The 15,698-nt window shown below is 35.2% G+C and carries 15 protein-coding genes; 3 read left to right on the plus strand and 12 right to left on the minus strand.

Going from position 1 to position 15,698, the window contains the following annotated elements; genetic code table 11:
- The 3 genes from BLP44_RS20450 to BLP44_RS20460 all read right to left on the minus strand — a co-directional run.
- Positions 1-286, minus strand: a 286-nt coding sequence (locus tag BLP44_RS20450) for a hypothetical protein (RefSeq protein ID WP_139159170.1), incomplete at its 3' end; no start/stop codon positions are given.
- Positions 287-391: 105 nt separating this feature from the next.
- Positions 392-751: a hypothetical protein gene (locus BLP44_RS20455; RefSeq protein WP_091135706.1), complete on the minus strand. Its 360-nt coding sequence runs from the start codon at positions 749-751 to the stop codon at positions 392-394.
- Between the two features lie 5 nt (positions 752-756).
- The gene (locus tag BLP44_RS20460; protein ID WP_091135711.1) at positions 757-2,238 is read right to left on the minus strand and encodes a helix-turn-helix domain-containing protein; all 1,482 of its coding nucleotides are present in this window, start codon (positions 2,236-2,238) and stop codon (positions 757-759) included.
- Between the two features lie 210 nt (positions 2,239-2,448).
- Between BLP44_RS20460 and aceB the strand changes: the two genes are divergently transcribed.
- Together aceB and aceA are read left to right on the plus strand one after the other, a co-directional pair.
- Positions 2,449-4,050 (plus strand): malate synthase A, encoded by a 1,602-nt coding sequence (gene aceB / locus BLP44_RS20465; RefSeq protein WP_091135714.1) that lies wholly within the window; start codon positions 2,449-2,451, stop codon positions 4,048-4,050.
- 124 nt (positions 4,051-4,174) lie between these two features.
- Positions 4,175-5,455: an isocitrate lyase gene (gene aceA / locus BLP44_RS20470; RefSeq protein WP_091135717.1), complete on the plus strand. Its 1,281-nt coding sequence runs from the start codon at positions 4,175-4,177 to the stop codon at positions 5,453-5,455.
- 104 nt (positions 5,456-5,559) lie between these two features.
- Here the strand turns inward: aceA and BLP44_RS20475 are convergent, their stop codons facing one another.
- From BLP44_RS20475 to BLP44_RS20510, 8 genes are all read right to left on the minus strand, one after another.
- Positions 5,560-6,135, minus strand: coding sequence for a Crp/Fnr family transcriptional regulator (locus tag BLP44_RS20475; RefSeq protein ID WP_008467238.1), 576 nt, complete (start codon positions 6,133-6,135; stop codon positions 5,560-5,562).
- Positions 6,135-6,455 carry a DUF6370 family protein gene (locus BLP44_RS20480; RefSeq protein WP_066032733.1) on the minus strand — a complete coding sequence of 107 codons (321 nt, stop codon included), beginning with the start codon at positions 6,453-6,455 and terminating at the stop codon, positions 6,135-6,137. Before BLP44_RS20480 ends, BLP44_RS20475 begins: the two co-directional genes overlap by 1 nt.
- A gap of 2 nt (positions 6,456-6,457) precedes the next feature.
- The gene (gene purT, locus BLP44_RS20485; protein ID WP_091135720.1) at positions 6,458-7,618 is read right to left on the minus strand and encodes a formate-dependent phosphoribosylglycinamide formyltransferase; all 1,161 of its coding nucleotides are present in this window, start codon (positions 7,616-7,618) and stop codon (positions 6,458-6,460) included.
- Positions 7,619-8,093: 475 nt separating this feature from the next.
- Positions 8,094-9,962 (minus strand): peptidase U32 family protein, encoded by a 1,869-nt coding sequence (locus BLP44_RS20490; protein ID WP_091135724.1) that lies wholly within the window; start codon positions 9,960-9,962, stop codon positions 8,094-8,096.
- Between the two features lie 159 nt (positions 9,963-10,121).
- Positions 10,122-10,712 carry a hypothetical protein gene (locus tag BLP44_RS20495; protein ID WP_091135728.1) on the minus strand — a complete coding sequence of 197 codons (591 nt, stop codon included), beginning with the start codon at positions 10,710-10,712 and terminating at the stop codon, positions 10,122-10,124.
- Positions 10,713-10,832: 120 nt separating this feature from the next.
- On the minus strand, positions 10,833-11,288 hold the full coding sequence (locus BLP44_RS20500) for a ferritin-like domain-containing protein (RefSeq protein WP_066032728.1): 456 nt from the start codon (positions 11,286-11,288) through the stop codon (positions 10,833-10,835).
- A 375-nt stretch (positions 11,289-11,663) separates the two neighbouring features.
- Positions 11,664-12,854, minus strand: coding sequence for a pyridoxal phosphate-dependent aminotransferase (locus BLP44_RS20505; RefSeq protein ID WP_091135732.1), 1,191 nt, complete (start codon positions 12,852-12,854; stop codon positions 11,664-11,666).
- A 76-nt stretch (positions 12,855-12,930) separates the two neighbouring features.
- Positions 12,931-14,028: a fatty acid desaturase family protein gene (locus tag BLP44_RS20510; RefSeq protein ID WP_008467230.1), complete on the minus strand. Its 1,098-nt coding sequence runs from the start codon at positions 14,026-14,028 to the stop codon at positions 12,931-12,933.
- Positions 14,029-14,135: 107 nt separating this feature from the next.
- Between BLP44_RS20510 and rsmG the strand changes: the two genes are divergently transcribed.
- Positions 14,136-14,765, plus strand: coding sequence for a 16S rRNA (guanine(527)-N(7))-methyltransferase RsmG (gene rsmG, locus BLP44_RS20515; RefSeq protein ID WP_066032727.1), 630 nt, complete (start codon positions 14,136-14,138; stop codon positions 14,763-14,765).
- 64 nt (positions 14,766-14,829) lie between these two features.
- Here rsmG and BLP44_RS20520 read toward each other — a convergent pair whose 3' ends face one another.
- Positions 14,830-15,561 (minus strand): hypothetical protein, encoded by a 732-nt coding sequence (locus BLP44_RS20520; RefSeq protein ID WP_066032726.1) that lies wholly within the window; start codon positions 15,559-15,561, stop codon positions 14,830-14,832.
- Between the last annotated feature and the right edge of the window lie 137 nt (positions 15,562-15,698).

Consider the following 15,698-nt stretch of genomic DNA (forward strand, 5'->3'; position numbering starts at 1 on the left):
CTCTTAATTCAATCACTTTTTGCTCTATGAACGGCAAAGGGCGTCTGGTTTTATATTTTGGCCCCCGCTTCTGCGGCAGCAGATCCAAAGGTTTTCCGCTCTGCTTATAGCGATTATAATACTTTAAGAAGCTTTTTCTGCACGTGTCGTTTGCTGTGTAAAAATCCATTGCTTTTTTATGCATTGGATGGGTCTTATTTTTTACCTGCTCATATTCTTTTATCAGAAAACGATACTTCTCTAAATAGTTCCTCTCTAATGTTGAATCTTGACTGTTATTTCTCATCGCAACAAAATTTATTAAAGTTAAATTTTGTTACCGAATTATCTAACCTTTACAGAAATGACAAGATTGGGGCGAATTATTAGGCTGAAAATCTGTTGAACTAAATTACTTAATCCTAACCAATTTCCCTTTCCCAACCACTTCATCAAGATAATTTGCAGAAGAACTTTTCTTATCATGCATAAAAAAAGGAATCGTATCTTTTTTGATTTGATCTTTTGAAATGCTGATAATTAAATCAGTATTAATGAAATTATCCAATAATATTACGTTGCCATATGAAATTTTCCCTTTCGGCATGAACTTATTATCAAAAATAAAAACGCTATCCTTAAAAGTAATTTTATCTTTTAGAATATAAGCATTGTCATCTTCAATTAAATAATTATAGCGGCCAGCAAGTTTGTCTGTTTTTTGGTTGAAGTTGATAAAAAACAAGGTTAGTAGTAAGGCAAAATATTTCATAAAGGTCAACTGTATTGATTCATAAACTGCTGCACAACTGCATCTGTATTCTCATGGCGTTTTTTTCTTTCTAAAACAATCGGTGGAGCAGCTCTTTCTAAACAATCTTTTACTGCGCAAGTTTCGCAAGTTACACCAACAATCCGTTTTACCAAAGGTTTTCCATCAATGAGTTTGAATTTCTTTTTCATTGTCGGATTAATCAAAATTCCAACAGAAATACTTCGAATAGTATCATGCAAAAAAGGATCTTTTGTAGCCGATGAAAAAACTAAATATTCGTTTCCGCTATTGGCATAACTCGAAATTTGAGCATCAAAAAAATGAGGTTTATTTTGTTTGATGGCTTCGTCAATTGTTTTTACCGAAACCCATCTTCTGCAATAATGCTCGTTCGTTTCGTTGGCGTGCGGCTCCTGCTGGTGCGTAATGTGTAATTCTTTATTTATCTGATAAAAATCAGAGCCGATTTTATGCGATAATCGTAAGAAGAATAAGTTTTTCAGCTGGAAATCTTTCGGTAACAAATTGGTCAATCGCTGATAAAAAGATTCAGGCGACACTTCAAAACTTTCAATTAATTGAACAAATTCTTCCGGTTTTGGGTTTTCGTTTTCCAAAAAAGAATTGATTTTATCTACCACTAATTTTCTAGGCAATATTAGAGCGCCAGCAAAATAAGAAGCGTAAAAATTATTTAAAACCTGATCGAAATTTTCAAACTTAATCCAGCTGAAAGTCAGCAGACGATCAGAAATTTTCAAATAATTATAGGCTATTTCTTTTGCTAAAATAAAGGCTTTCTGTGGAGCATCAATTTCGGTTGAAAGCAATAAAGTTTTGCTTTTCGGAACATAAATCGAACGTAAATCGCCCAATGCTTCCTGATCTGTAAAGGCGATTTCTTTGATGTTGTATTCGTGTTCTTCTTTTAAAATCGCTTCGAGTTCTTCAATGCTTATTTTCGAATCCAGATTAATCTGAAAGGATTTCGAAAACGCAATTACTTTCTCTTCTAAATCTTCAAAATAATTGCTGTGCGCTTCCTGATACGAACGCAAAGCTGCCAAAAAGAAACTTTCACGACTGAGATTATAATGTTGCGCAATTTCGATTATCGTACTAATAAACGCATTGACTTTGGCAGGAGCATTGGCAATGATGTCAATTAAATCAGCTTCTTGGATTCCGAAAAGCTCTAGCGGAATCTCTTTTAAAATTCCAGATTTTAAGATTTCCCCAATTGGAGAAAGATTATTGTCAAGTTTTAATGATACCATTTGGTCATAAGTCACGTCCAAATGTTTGCACAAAAGCAAAATTTTATCCGCTTTGGGGTATTTTTTTCCTTTTTCAATTTCATTTAAATATGATTTTGAAAGATTGGTCAGTTTGGCCAAGCCAAAAAGTGACAGGTTTTTTTGCATGCGAACCTGTTTCATTTTTAGCCCAAAAATCAGCTTTATATAGTCTTTTTCGATATCCATAATCCAAATGTAAGTATTCTAAAAATAATCGCCAAAAAAATATTTTTTAAATTTAGCGAACGTTCGCTTGTTTTGTAAAAAACTTTTTTATAACATTGTATCGTTGAAACTTGTTAATTATGAATTAGTTATGATTGAGTTGTTTTTGACGAAATGAAAAGCGTAAACAGAAAATCTGTTTTTTAAAATTTAAAATTAAAATCTGCAGCTATGAAAAACCAATTAGAGATCACTGAAATGGCTATAGAATTCCTAGCCGACAAAAAGCTTGCTTATCCAAAAATCTGGACAGAAGAAGCAACTGCGTTTATTATCGAATTACACAAAAAATTCGAATCGCAAAGAAAATTACTGCTTTTACAGAGAGAACAGAAACAAGTCACTTTTGATCAGGGAATTATGCCGGTTTTTATTCCAGAAACCAAAAGCATCAGAGAAAGTAATTGGACAGCTGGAGAAATTCCGAAAGATTTACTGGACAGAAGAGTGGAAATTACCGGGCCAGTTGACCGAAAAATGATTATTAATGCTTTGAATTCGGGTGCCAAAACTTTTATGGCCGATTTTGAAGATAGTACTTCACCAACTTGGCAAAACCTGATGGATGGACAAATGAATTTGATTGATGCCGTTAATAAAACCATCACGTTTACCGATTTGGTGAAACAGAAATCATATCACTTAAATGAAAAAATCGCAACGCTTATTGTTCGTCCAAGAGGTTTGCATCTGCCAGAAAAACATGTTTTGATTGAAGGAAATGAACTTTCGGGTTCTTTGGTAGATTTTGGTTTGTATGTTTTTCATAATCATAAACGACTTTTGGAAAACAATTCTGGACCCTATTTCTACATTCCGAAATTAGAACATTATCTGGAAGCAAGATGGTGGGATACTGTAATTGATTTTACAGAAGATTATTTGAATCTGAAACGAGGAACCATAAAAGTGACGGTTTTAATTGAAACCATAACGGCAAGTTTTCAGTTGGATGAAATCATTTATGAATTGAAAGAACATATTGTGGGCTTAAACTGCGGACGTTGGGATTATATTTTCTCTTACATTAAAAAGTTTAGAAAAAATCCAAAATTCATTGTTCCAGATCGTGATCAGGTAAATATGACTTCGCCTTTTATGAATGCGTATTCAAATCTGGTAATTCAGAGATGCCATAAAAGAGGAATTCATGCGATTGGTGGAATGGCAGCTCAAATTCCGATTAAAAATAATGAAGAAGCCAATGCGATCGCTTTCGCAAAAGTGAGAACCGATAAAGAGCGTGAAGTTCGAAACGGCCACGACGGAACCTGGGTAGCGCATCCGGATTTAGTTGCAATAGCAAAAGAAGTTTTTGATAAAGGAATGCCGTCTCCAAATCAGATTCATGTAAAACGAGAACATCGAAGAATCACAGAAGCCGACTTGATCGAACCGCCAATTGGATTAATCACAGAAAATGGTGTTCGAAAAAATATCAATGTAGCCGTTTTGTATTTGGCTTCATGGCTAAACGGACAAGGCGCGGCTGCTTTGCATAATTTGATGGAAGATGCAGCAACGGCTGAAATTTCAAGATCGCAATTGTGGCAATGGCTTCAGAATAAAGTGATTTTGGATAATGGGCGAAAATTAGATTTGGCGTATTACCATGAATTGGCTTTAGATGAATTTAGAAAAATCAAGGAAGAATTAGGAGAAGAAAATCACGAAAAACAACAGTTTCCTTTAGCTGAAAAATTGCTGGAAAGATTGGTTGTAAATCTGCATTTTGTGGATTTCCTAACGATTCCGTGCTATAAATATTTGTGAAAAATTAAAAATTGAGAATTAAAAATTAAATTTTTCACCCAGATTTGGCTGATAACGCAGATTTTTAATTCTCAATTTTTAATTTTTAATTGAAAGCTTACTAACCACTTTAACTATACTATTTATGAAAACAACAGAAGACAGAATTCAGGAATTGATTAACGATTGGATCACGAACCCGAGATGGAAAGGCGTTGAACGTCCTTACACTGCGAGTGAAGTTGTGACGCTTCAAGGGTCTTATAAAATTGAGCATTCTATTGCCAAAATGGGTGCCGAAAAATTATGGAGAAAGTTAAAAAGTCAGGATTATGTTGCGGGTTTGGGAGCGTTGACTGGAAATCAGGCGATTCAGGAAGTCGATGCAGGTTTAGAAGCAATTTATTTAAGCGGATGGCAGGTTGCGGCCGATGCAAATCTGGCGGGAGAAATGTATCCTGACCAATCGCTTTATCCTGTAAACAGCGTTCCGATGGTGGTAAAAAAGATCAACAACGCTTTATTGCGCGCCGATCAGATTCAGACTGTAAATAATATTGAAAATAAAAAAGATTATTTAGTTCCGATTGTGGCTGATGCTGAAGCAGGTTTTGGCGGAAACTTAAATGCTTTCGAATTAATGAAATCCATGATTGAAGCCGGAGCTTCTGGAGTGCATTTTGAAGATCAGTTAAGTTCTGCTAAAAAATGCGGACACTTGGGCGGAAAGGTTTTGGTACCAACACAAGAAGCAATCAATAAATTAATTGCAGCACGACTGGCTTCAGATGTTATGGGAGTTCCAACCTTGATCGTTGCCAGAACAGATGCTGATGCAGCTAATTTGCTAACAAGTGATGCCGACCCAAGAGACAGGAAATTTTTAACAGGAGAAAAAACAAGCGAAGGTTTCTTCTATGTGAAAAACGGAATCGAGCAGGGAATTGCTAGAGGTTTAAGCTACGCGCCATATGCCGATTTAATTTGGATGGAAACCAGTAATCCGGATTTAGATTATGCAAGAAAGTTTGCAAAAGCAATGAAAAAAGAATTCCCGGATAAGATGCTGGCGTATAATTGTTCTCCATCTTTCAATTGGGCGGCAAAATTATCAGTTGCCGAAATGGAAACGTTTAGAGAAGATTTAGCCGAAATGGGATATGCTTTCCAATTCATCACTTTAGCTGGATTCCATGCTTTAAATACAAGTATGTTTGAATTGTCTAAAGCCTATAAAGAGCGCGGAATGGCAGGTTATTCTGAGTTGCAGGAAAGAGAATTCGCATTACAACAAAACGGATTCAGAGCGGTAAAACATCAAGCTTTCGTAGGAACTTCTTATTTTGATGCCGTTCAAAATACCGTTATGTTAGGAAAATCAGCCATAACAGCAATGGAACATTCTACAGAGGTTGAGCAATTTTAAGTTTTTTTAACCATTAAGATATTAAGAAAGTTAAGCTTTATATTCTTAAAAATAAGACAGGTTAAGTCTCGCTTGATGAATCTTAATGTCTTAATGGTTTATTTTTACTTCTTCAAAAGGCGAGCTTTCATTTTGCTAAAGAATTCTGGTGTTACGCCAATGAAAGAGGCGATTTGTTTTTGAGGAACTTTGTGAACCAATGATCCATATTTTTTAGTGAATTTCTCAAAACGTTCTTCGGCAGGTAAACTCAAATTGTCCATTAATCTTTGTTGATTTGCAACTAGTGAATTCTCAATTAGAATCCTGAAAAAACGTTCCAGCTTCGGAATTTCAAGATACAATTGTTCTTGATTTTCTTTGGATAACGAAACGACTTCAGCTTCTTCTAAAACTTCAATAAAAAGCTGTCCCGGTTTTTGTGAAAAATAGCTGTACATATCACTCATCCACCAGCCTTCACAGGCAAAAGATAAAACATGTTCAACAATATTATCATTGATATTGAAGCTTCTTAAAATCCCTGAGTTTACAAAATACGAATGCTTGCAGACTTCGCCAGCATTCAATAAAAGCGTTTTAGCTTTGTAAGTGTTCGTTTCCAGTTTAGATAAAAAAAGCGCCTGTTCTTCTGGTGTCAGAGAAACGTGTTTAGCAATGTTTTCAAGAATTAATGCCATTATTTTTTATCGTCTATTAAAGTAAATGAAGTTGCTTTAAATCTGTCTCCTTTGATCTCTCCTGTAACTAAAGCTTTGCTGATGGCATTGCAGAAACCTTTTTCAGCGTGAGCATCTCCATGATCGTGAATCGTAGTTCCGTCAACGAAATACGATTTTCCGTCAATACGAACGGCTAAATCACAGCTTTTGCCTTTCATTCCGAATTGACATTCTCCGCAAGAAGCTTCAACGACTGTTGGTTTGTCAAATTTCTTTTTATCTTGTGCCTGTACTGCGATCCCAACAAAAAGGAAAGTCGCTAAAAGTATGTTTTTCATAGTTAAGAATTTACAGTTATTAATTTTGCCGTTTCTTTGGCACGCTCTGTTATTTCGTTAATTGGAGTCGAAAGTGAGTCGTGGCTTAAAACTACTCCCATTCTGCGGTAGGGTCTTGAAGTTGGTTTTCCAAAGATTCTGAAATCGGTTTTAGGTAAAGCAGCTACTTTTTCGATTCCAGTAAAAGTTGGATTTGCAGAATCTTCTGATGCTAAAATTACGGCACTTGCTCCAGCTTTTTCTAAATTGATTTCGAAAATTGGAAGACTTAAAATGGCGCGTAAATGTAATTCAAATTCGTTGAAATTCTGAGTTCCGGCCAAAGTAACCATTCCGGTATCGTGCGGACGCGGAGAAAGTTCAGAGAAATAAACCCCTTCATTAGTTAAGAAAAATTCGACACCAAAAAGTCCTGCGCCACCAAGTGCTTCAGTAATTTTTTCGGCCATATCTTGAGCTTCGTATAAATCTTTTTCTGAAACCAAAGCCGGTTGCCAGCTTTCCTGATAATCGCCACGTTCTTGTCTGTGTCCAATTGGAGCGCAAAACAAAGTTGGATTGTTATTTTGTGTAATCGTCAAAAGCGTAATTTCTGAATGAAAATCAACAAAAGCTTCTACGATCACTTCAATAACATCACCACGCGAACCTGCAACGGCATATTGCCATGCTTTTTCTATATCACTTTCGGTTTTGATGGTTGATTGTCCTTTTCCTGATGAAGACATTAAAGGTTTTACAACGCATGGAATTCCAACTTCCTGAACTGCTTTTTGCAGTTCTTCAGCAGAAGTAGCGTATTCGTATTTTGCTGTACGTAATCCAAGTTCTTTTGCAGCTAAATCACGAATGGCCTTACGATTCATCGTAAAGTTTGCCGCTTTCGCTGAAGGAACAACCGTGATTCCTTGTTTTTCGTAATCGTAAAAACGTTCGGTGCGAATGGCTTCTATTTCGGGAACGATAAAGTCAGGTTTATGTTTGGCTACGATTCGGTCAAGTGCTTCGCCGTCAAGCATATTGATGACTTCAAAACCGTGTGCGACTTGCATGGCTGGCGCATTTTCGTAACTGTCAACTGCGATTATAGTTTGTCCGATTCGTTGTGCGGCAATGACAAATTCTTTGCCTAATTCGCCTGAACCTAGGAGTAGTATTTTCATTTTGGAATGTTGTATTGTTTGAGTAGTAAAAGTAGATAAAAATGTTTTTAACCGCAAAGTTCGCAAAGAATTACGCGAAGAACGCTATATTTTTGTTTTTAAGTTAAAAAAGAGCACAAAGACTTTCTCTCGCAGATTTTGCAGATTCGGCAGATTTAATTTTGTAATTGATTTTAGTTTTAAGACAAAGTCACCATACAGTTTGTCATTTCGACGAAGGAGAAATCTCCACGAGTAGCTCTACAAAGATTGGCTTATTGGAACGGAGTTACTTGCGAAGATTTCTCCTTCGTCGAAATGACAAGATTGTGGAAATAACAGATTATTTAACCGCAAAGTCCGCAAAGAATTACGCAAAGAACGCAAAGTTTCGCTTTTAAAGTAAAAGAAAAGGTTCGCAAAGATTTTAAAATAATCTTTGCGAACTTTGCGTATTCCTTTGCGTCTTTGCGGTTAAAAAACTTTGCGGTAAAAATTAATGAAAATGATCTTCTTCAATCTCAAATTCAGCATCTTTTTCCCAGATTTCCATTTCGCAGGGTTTGCAGTTGAATTTTAGTTTATACTCCAATTCTCCCTGTTTCAATACTAATGGTTCTTTTACCTTAACACCTACAATATCTTTTTGGTGTATCGGACATTTTTTCAATTCGTATTTGATGCAATATTTAGTTGTCATTACGCGGGATTTTCCTGGATCCCATTGTAATTCGAATGCTTTTTCGATTTCGGTAACACCGTGACGTTCGTAGAATTTACGAGCGGTTTTGTTTGAAACGTTGTACATAAAATCCAGTTTCGTTTCTGGATAAGGATGTGACGTTTTTACTAATTGGTGCTCTTCACGAACATAATTTGCTAAACGAATTTCTGATAATTGTTCGAAAACATTTCTTCTCATTTCGTTGATTTTTGAAATAGGAAGGAACCAGTTTTTAGAGAACATTACATTAATTTCATCGGCGCTATAAGGCGTAAAACCTGTTTTTGCCAATTGAACTTTAATATTTTCTTCGATCGATTCGCCTGTTTTCGTTTTTTCTTTCGGATGCTCTAGTTTTACTGTACTTACATTTCCGTCTTCGTCGGTTGCGATTAATTCAAAACCGTTTTCATTTTCGGTAAGCAATAAAGTAGTTCCGATTTTACGGATGGCACTGTCTTCTCTTTCTACAATTTTGATGAAAGCAGCATCGTTATTTCTGTAAATAAAAGTTCCGTCTTTGATTTCTTTTAAAACGTTTGGATAAACTTTTCCGTTTTCGGCTTTGTTTACATAGATTCCGTCAGCTTCGTTATTTTCGTTGATGAAGCAAAGTCCGTCACCATTGTTTAATAATTCGCCGTTTTCGATTTCGTAAGCACCACCAACAGTTCGAATTAATTTACCAATATATTGCCCTTTAGATTTTGGGCTTTCCCAAGAACCAATACTATTGTGTCTGTCGTTTACAAAATAATCGGTATAGCCACGATTGAAAGTTCTACTCAAAGTAGAGTCGAAAGTATACGTACATCTTCCAGAAGAAGCTTTCGTGTATTTATCGCTTCCCTCTAAAAAGCTATCTAATTTTTGACGTAAATAAGAAACGTTGTTTTTAACGTAAGCTACATCTTTTAAACGTCCTTCAATTTTGAAAGAAACGATTCCAGCTTCGATCAAATTCGGAATCTGATCTGAAACATCTAAATCTTTAATTGAAAGCAAGTGACTGTTTCTGATTAAAGTTTCACCGTTTCCGTCAATTAAGTTATAAGGTAAACGACAGTTTTGTGCGCAAGAGCCACGGTTAGCGCTACGTTCTCCGTTTGCCACACTCATATAGCAGTTTCCGCTAAATGATACGCATAAAGCTCCCGTTACGAAGAATTCTAATTCAACATCAGCGTAATCGTAGATTTCTTTAATTTGATGTAGGTTCAATTCACGCGCTAAAACCACACGTTTGATGCCAGCATCTTTAAGGAATTTTATTTTTTCTTTGTCACGATTGTTGGCTTGTGTGCTGGCGTGAAGTACGATAGGAGGCAAGTCCATTTCCATAATAGCCATGTCCTGAATAATCAAGGCATCGACACCAATATCGTACAATTCCCAGATCATGGCACGACAAGTTTCTAATTCGTTATCATATAAAATAGTATTGATAACGACAAAAACCTGAGCATTAAATAGGTGCGCATATTTTACAAGTTCAGCAACATCTGCGATAGAGTTGTTGGCGTTTGAACGTGCTCCAAATTGAGGTGCACCAATATATACAGCATCGGCACCACTATTTATGGCTGCCATTCCTCCAATTAAATCTCTAGCAGGAGCTAATATTTCGATTTTCTTCTTCATTTCTAAAACTTTAGACTTTTGTGGTATTCCCGAAAAAAAGTGTGCAAAGGTCTAATAAATTATTTGAGTTTGCTAGTGATGAAGCGATTTTTTTGAAATTGTTAACTTAATATGGAATGAAGATAAATGAAATTTTTAATTTGAGAATTGAGAATATGATTAATCTAATGGAAAATTATATCCGATTGCAAATACTCCAGTCGATTGTTTTGCCGCTGGATGAAAGTATCCTGAAATCCCGATTTCAAAATTATTATGTCTGCCAACTGCCAATCCAATACTGAAAGGAATATGTAATAAAACTGTGCTTTTATTGAAATCAACATTTGGTGTAAAAGTTTCGAATTTGCCCATCGAAGTTCCAATGCCTCCTTCTATAAATGGAGCAACCCATGGAATAGGAGCGCAAAATCGAACTTTTCCTCCCATTAAAAAAGCATTTGTGGTTACTTTATACTGCGGTTGATTTTGTATATTTTGATTTTTGTCAACAGATTCAAAAATGGCACCAGCGTAAGGTCTTACGCTTAACCACGATTTTAGTCCTATAATGTATTCGCCTTGAAGATAAAGTCCACCTCCCATAACATCAACTTCATCTTGACTTCCATAATCTTCAATGTAATAAGAACTGCTAGATCCATAACCTATTGAGGCTTTTATGAAATTGCCAGTTGTTTGTGCTTGTGTTATTGAAGAAAGTAAAATTGCAAATAGTAAAATGATATACCAGCGTAAAGTTAATGTCATATGATTTTTAGTTTTTAATTGGTTGTGACGAATGTAAGATTTATTCTCAGTTTAACAAACAAAAAAACTGCCCAATCCGAAGACCGAGCAGTTCTCAAAAAAAAAGCATGAATCGATCGATTAATTTGCTCTCATTTTAATTTGTGATAAAGTATTTTGAATACTGTTTAGCTGTTTTGAAACAATATATACCTGATCGTGTTCTAGATGATTTTCTTCGAGTGCCATTTTATATTTTTCGATAGCGGCTTCTTCACCAGTGATGCAGGCATTTATGATAGCTTCTGTGTCACCACCGGTAAAGGCAGATTTTATATCAATCCAAGTACGGTGTAAAGCCCCAAGCGGACCTCCGCCAGAAGTATCTGTCGATTTTCCTAGTTTGTTGATTTGATTTTGTAACTCAACAATAAATAAAGCTCTTTCGCGGGCGTATTCAAGAAAATCGGTTTTCATTGCTGGATTTTCTACATGTTCCGCTGCATTTGTATATCCTAATTTTCCATCTTCAAGAATTGAAATTAATCCTTCTAAAGTTTTAATGGTTTCTGTTGTGGTTTCTTCTGCATGTGTCATGACCTATAATTTTTAAAAATTAATATGTTACAAAGTTTGTAATTATAACATGCTTTGTTTTACAGGATTACATTTGAAGTTTTATAATATTGTGGAATGGGAATTTTGAAAAGATTTTTTTGTTTGCCACGAATTTTTCAAATTTTGCCAATTTTAAATGCTCAAAAATTTTCTTTTGTAGAATGATGTTTCTTGTGTGCCGTTTGCGTGAGGGATAGGAGCGGTATCCTTTTATGGCGGGGTTCGCCATAAAAGATATAGCGGATAGCCTCCCGATAGCTATCGGGATGGGGACACGCCAAAAAAAACAGCTTAAAGTATAAAAGTGATGAAACTTTTGAACCTTAAGCTGTTTTAGTAAAACTTAGAATATGTTTATGCAGTCAAAGCTTCTTTGATTCTGCGTAATGCTTCTTTTAAAATATCGTTGCTTGTTGCATAAGAGAAACGAATACAGTTTGGATTTCCGAAAGCATCTCCTGTTACGGTTGCAACGTTTGCTTCAGCTAAAAGGTACATAGAAACGTCGCTTGCATCTTTGATTTCGTGTCCTTTTAAAGTTTTTCCGAAGAAAGAAGAAACGTCTGGGAATACGTAGAATGCTCCTTCTGGAACGTTAATTTTGATGCCTGGGATTTCTTGTAATAATCCAACCACTAAATCTCTACGACCGTGGAAAGCTTGAACCATTTCGTTTAATACGCTTGGATCAGCATCTACAGCAGTAATTGTAGCTCTTTGTGCCACAGAATTTGCGCCAGATGTTACTTGTCCTTGGATCTTTGTACACGCTTTTGCGATAAATTCAGGAGCTCCGATATAACCAATTCTGTATCCTGTCATTGCGAATGCTTTTGCAACTCCGTTTACAGTGATCGTTCTATCTAACATTCCTGGGATTGAACCGATACTGCAGAAAGTTCCTGAGAAATTAATGTGCTCGTAAATTTCATCTGAAACTACATAAATATTTGGGTGTTTTTCTAAAACTTTAGCTAAGGCTGTTAATTCTTCTCTGCTGTAAACAGACCCTGAAGGGTTACATGGAGAAGAGAACCACATCATTTTTGTTTTTGGTGTGATTGCAGCTTCTAATTGTTCTGGTGTCATTTTGAAATCGGTTTCGACAGAAGTTGGAACTTCAACTGGAACTCCGCCAGAAAGTTTTACGATTTCGAAATAAGAAACCCAGTATGGTGCCGGTAAAATAACCTCGTCACCGTCGTTTAACATTACTTGCGCAATGTTGTATAAAGATTGTTTTGCTCCTGTAGAAACTACAATTTGAGATGGTTTATAATCTAAGTTATTATCTCTTTTGAATTTTCTGCAAATTGCCTCTCTCAATTCAAGGTAACCTTCTACTGGAGAATAAGTGCTATAATTTTCGTTAACTGCTTTAATTACTGCTTCTTTGATAAAATCAGGTGTATTGAAATCTGGTTCACCTAAACTTAAGCTGATAATGTCTTTTCCTTGTGCTTTTAATTCGCGAGCTAAAGCAGCCATTGCTAATGTTTGCGAAGTCGCTAAGTTGTTGATTCTGTCCGAAAGAATATGATTCATTATGAAATTTTTGAATGTCCTTAATTTGCTGTGTTGATTAAGGAAGGTTAATTATTAATAGATTTCTTTTTAGTTCTTAAACTGCTAATTCTGGCTTCATTCCCAATTCGCGTAAATGCTTAAAGTGAGCAATAACAGCACTTCGCATTGTTTTATATTCGTAATAAGGCAAATTGCATTCTTTTGCTGTTTCTTTTACAATTTGAGCAATTTTACCGTAATGAATATGACTGATATTTGGGAAAATATGATGTTCAATCTGATGATTTAAACCACCTGTGTACCAATTTACAATTGCGTTTTTTGGAGCAAAATTGGTCGTTGTATATAATTGGTGAACTGCCCAAGTGTTGTCCATTTCTCCTAATTCATTTGGAGTTGGATTTGTTGTATGATCAACAACGTGAGCTAATTGAAATACTATACTTAAGATTAAACCTGCAGTATAATGCATTACAAAAAATCCTAAAAGCACTTTCCACCAAGTGATTCCAATAAGAATTGGAAGAACAATCCAGATCGAAAGATAAATGATTTTAGTAATGATTAAAGTGGTCCAAAGAATTTTTGGGCTTTTTGGCTCTCCATAAGATAATTTTCTTTTAAGGTAGTTACGCATCTGTTTGAAATCGGTTGTAAGTGCCCAATTGAAAGTCAATAATCCATATAAGAAAACAGAATAGTAATGCTGAAAACGGTGAAAACGATGCCATTCAGCATGTTTTGTAAAACGAATAATACGGCCCGCATCTAAATCTTCGTCGTGTCCAGGAATATTGGTATAAGTGTGGTGAAGCACATTATGCTGTACTTGCCAGTTGTATACATTTCCTGCTAGAACGTAAATGGTTCCGCCCATAAATTTATTGATCCAATTTTTAGTCGAATAAGAACCGTGATTTCCGTCGTGCATTACGTTCATTCCGACACCTGCCATTCCAATTCCGATTACGATTGACAAAAGCAGCATTACCCAAAACGGCATGTCAAGCGTAAGGATTAAAAAGTACGGAGTTAAAAAAACAGCAAATAGAATAACAGCTTTTAAATGTAATTGCCAGTTTCCGGTTTTTTTGATATTATTTTCTTTAAAGTAATTGTTAACGCGAGAGTTAAGCGTTCTAAAAAACTTTAAATTGTCTTGCCGTGCAAAAGTTGGAGCAGTGTTATTCATAATTAATTTAAATAGATTTCAAAGGTAATTATTATAAATTTTCAATTTGCAAAATTGAGTTAAATATTTCAATCGTAAAGTAGTACTTTTGTTAAAAAATTATAGCAATGGATGAGATATTGAAATATTTTCCCAATTTGACTGATCTTCAAATCGAACAATTTCAAAAATTAGACTTTTTATACCACGATTGGAATGAAAAAATCAATGTGATTTCGCGTAAAGACATTGATTCATTATATACAAAACACATTTTGCATTCATTAGGAATTGCCAAGGTCATGAAATTCGAACCTGGAGCAACAGTTTTAGATGTTGGAACAGGCGGAGGTTTTCCTGGAATTCCATTAGCGATTCTTTTTCCTGAAACCCGTTTTTATTTAATTGATGTTATTGCAAAAAAAATAAGAGTAGTTCAAGGTGTGGTTGATGCATTAGAACTAAAGAACGTAAAAGCAGAACAAAAACGTGCTGAATTGGTAAAAGGAGATTTTGATTTTATTGTTAGCCGTGCCGTTACTAATATGCCAGATTTTGTTTCATGGATTAAAGATAAAATCAAGAAGCAGCACAAACACATGTTAAAAAATGGAATTCTATATTTGAAAGGCGGTGATTTAACCGAAGAGTTAAAGGATTTTCCAAGCGCTACTTTATATGATTTGGATGAATTTTTTGAAGATGAATTTTTTGAAACCAAAAAAGTAGTCCATCTTCCTTTAAAATTTAAACCTTAAACTAAAATAACCCGAGTAGAACTTTCTAAACGGGTTATTTTTTTGAACACAACTAAAGTTAAAATTATGAAGCTTTTTTTGGAAGATTTAAAAAGCTGTTCGCCTTGTGATCTAAATTATCAATGAAACCATGAATTGCATTCTCTGACGCTTCAACTGAATATTGGAATGTTTCATCAAAGAAAAACTCTCTAGAGATTACCGGCTCATTTGATGAATCGTATACTGCTTCGTCGCTTTCGTCCAAAACATCATTTCTATACGGATTAGGATGAGAATGGGTTAAGTTTATAATAGTTTGGGCAAACCAATGGTCGAAGTTTTTCTTTTTTGGCGTAATATGACGCGCTAACAATACCAATCCGACAAGATCATTTTGTAAAAAGTAAGAGCCTTTGCGGTATCGTACATCGATCATTCTCACATTCATTAATGCAATCCATAGAGCGCCGTTGATAGAGCCAGTTGCTGGGATTTCGAATTCGGTGTCAAATAATAAAGGATTGGTCTGTTCGCGATTGTTGATAGAGCACCAAAGTGCTTCAATTCTTTTTTGCGTATCGTTTGTAGCTTGGCTATAACCTGTAAAACGCCAGTAAATCCATTCTAATAACGCAGCGGTCAAGCCAATAGAACCTTTATGATTGATTTGCATTAAAGCATTTTCAAGCTCTTCATTCCCTTCAATAGGGTCTAAAAGTTTGTTTATTTTCTTTTTTGTCCATTTATAATCAATGGCATGTCCAATGCTTTTAGATTCCATAATGACTTTGGGAACATTGTTTAAATTTCTCATACTTATGCTGTTAATTTATTTAGATCTTTTAATGTTGTTTAATATTGAAACAAATTTAGGCTGATGAGTTTTTTTTGAAGGTAACAATAAGTTTTTTAAATATTAAAATAAGACATTTTGTTTTTTTAAAGTCCTGA

Origin of the sequence: Flavobacterium anhuiense (assembly GCF_900101855.1) — a bacterium.
GTDB classification, from domain to species: Bacteria; Bacteroidota; Bacteroidia; order Flavobacteriales; family Flavobacteriaceae; genus Flavobacterium; species Flavobacterium anhuiense.

Coding starts and splice junctions, on each gene's coding strand:
- BLP44_RS20510 (WP_008467230.1), bottom strand. CDS start 14,028: ATGAATAACACTGCTCCAACTTTTGCACGGCAAGACAATTTAAAGTTT.
- BLP44_RS20505 (WP_091135732.1), bottom strand. CDS start 12,854: ATGAATCATATTCTTTCGGACAGAATCAACAACTTAGCGACTTCGCAA.
- BLP44_RS20490 (WP_091135724.1), bottom strand. CDS start 9,962: ATGAAGAAGAAAATCGAAATATTAGCTCCTGCTAGAGATTTAATTGGA.
- BLP44_RS20455 (WP_091135706.1), bottom strand. CDS start 751: ATGAAATATTTTGCCTTACTACTAACCTTGTTTTTTATCAACTTCAAC.
- BLP44_RS20480 (WP_066032733.1), bottom strand. CDS start 6,455: ATGAAAAACATACTTTTAGCGACTTTCCTTTTTGTTGGGATCGCAGTA.
- purT (WP_091135720.1), bottom strand. CDS start 7,618: ATGAAAATACTACTCCTAGGTTCAGGCGAATTAGGCAAAGAATTTGTC.
- aceA (WP_091135717.1), top strand. CDS start 4,175: ATGAAAACAACAGAAGACAGAATTCAGGAATTGATTAACGATTGGATC.
- BLP44_RS20460 (WP_091135711.1), bottom strand. CDS start 2,238: ATGGATATCGAAAAAGACTATATAAAGCTGATTTTTGGGCTAAAAATG.
- BLP44_RS20475 (WP_008467238.1), bottom strand. CDS start 6,135: ATGGCATTAATTCTTGAAAACATTGCTAAACACGTTTCTCTGACACCA.
- rsmG (WP_066032727.1), top strand. CDS start 14,136: ATGGATGAGATATTGAAATATTTTCCCAATTTGACTGATCTTCAAATC.
- aceB (WP_091135714.1), top strand. CDS start 2,449: ATGAAAAACCAATTAGAGATCACTGAAATGGCTATAGAATTCCTAGCC.
- BLP44_RS20500 (WP_066032728.1), bottom strand. CDS start 11,288: ATGACACATGCAGAAGAAACCACAACAGAAACCATTAAAACTTTAGAA.
- BLP44_RS20495 (WP_091135728.1), bottom strand. CDS start 10,712: ATGACATTAACTTTACGCTGGTATATCATTTTACTATTTGCAATTTTA.
- BLP44_RS20520 (WP_066032726.1), bottom strand. CDS start 15,561: ATGAGAAATTTAAACAATGTTCCCAAAGTCATTATGGAATCTAAAAGC.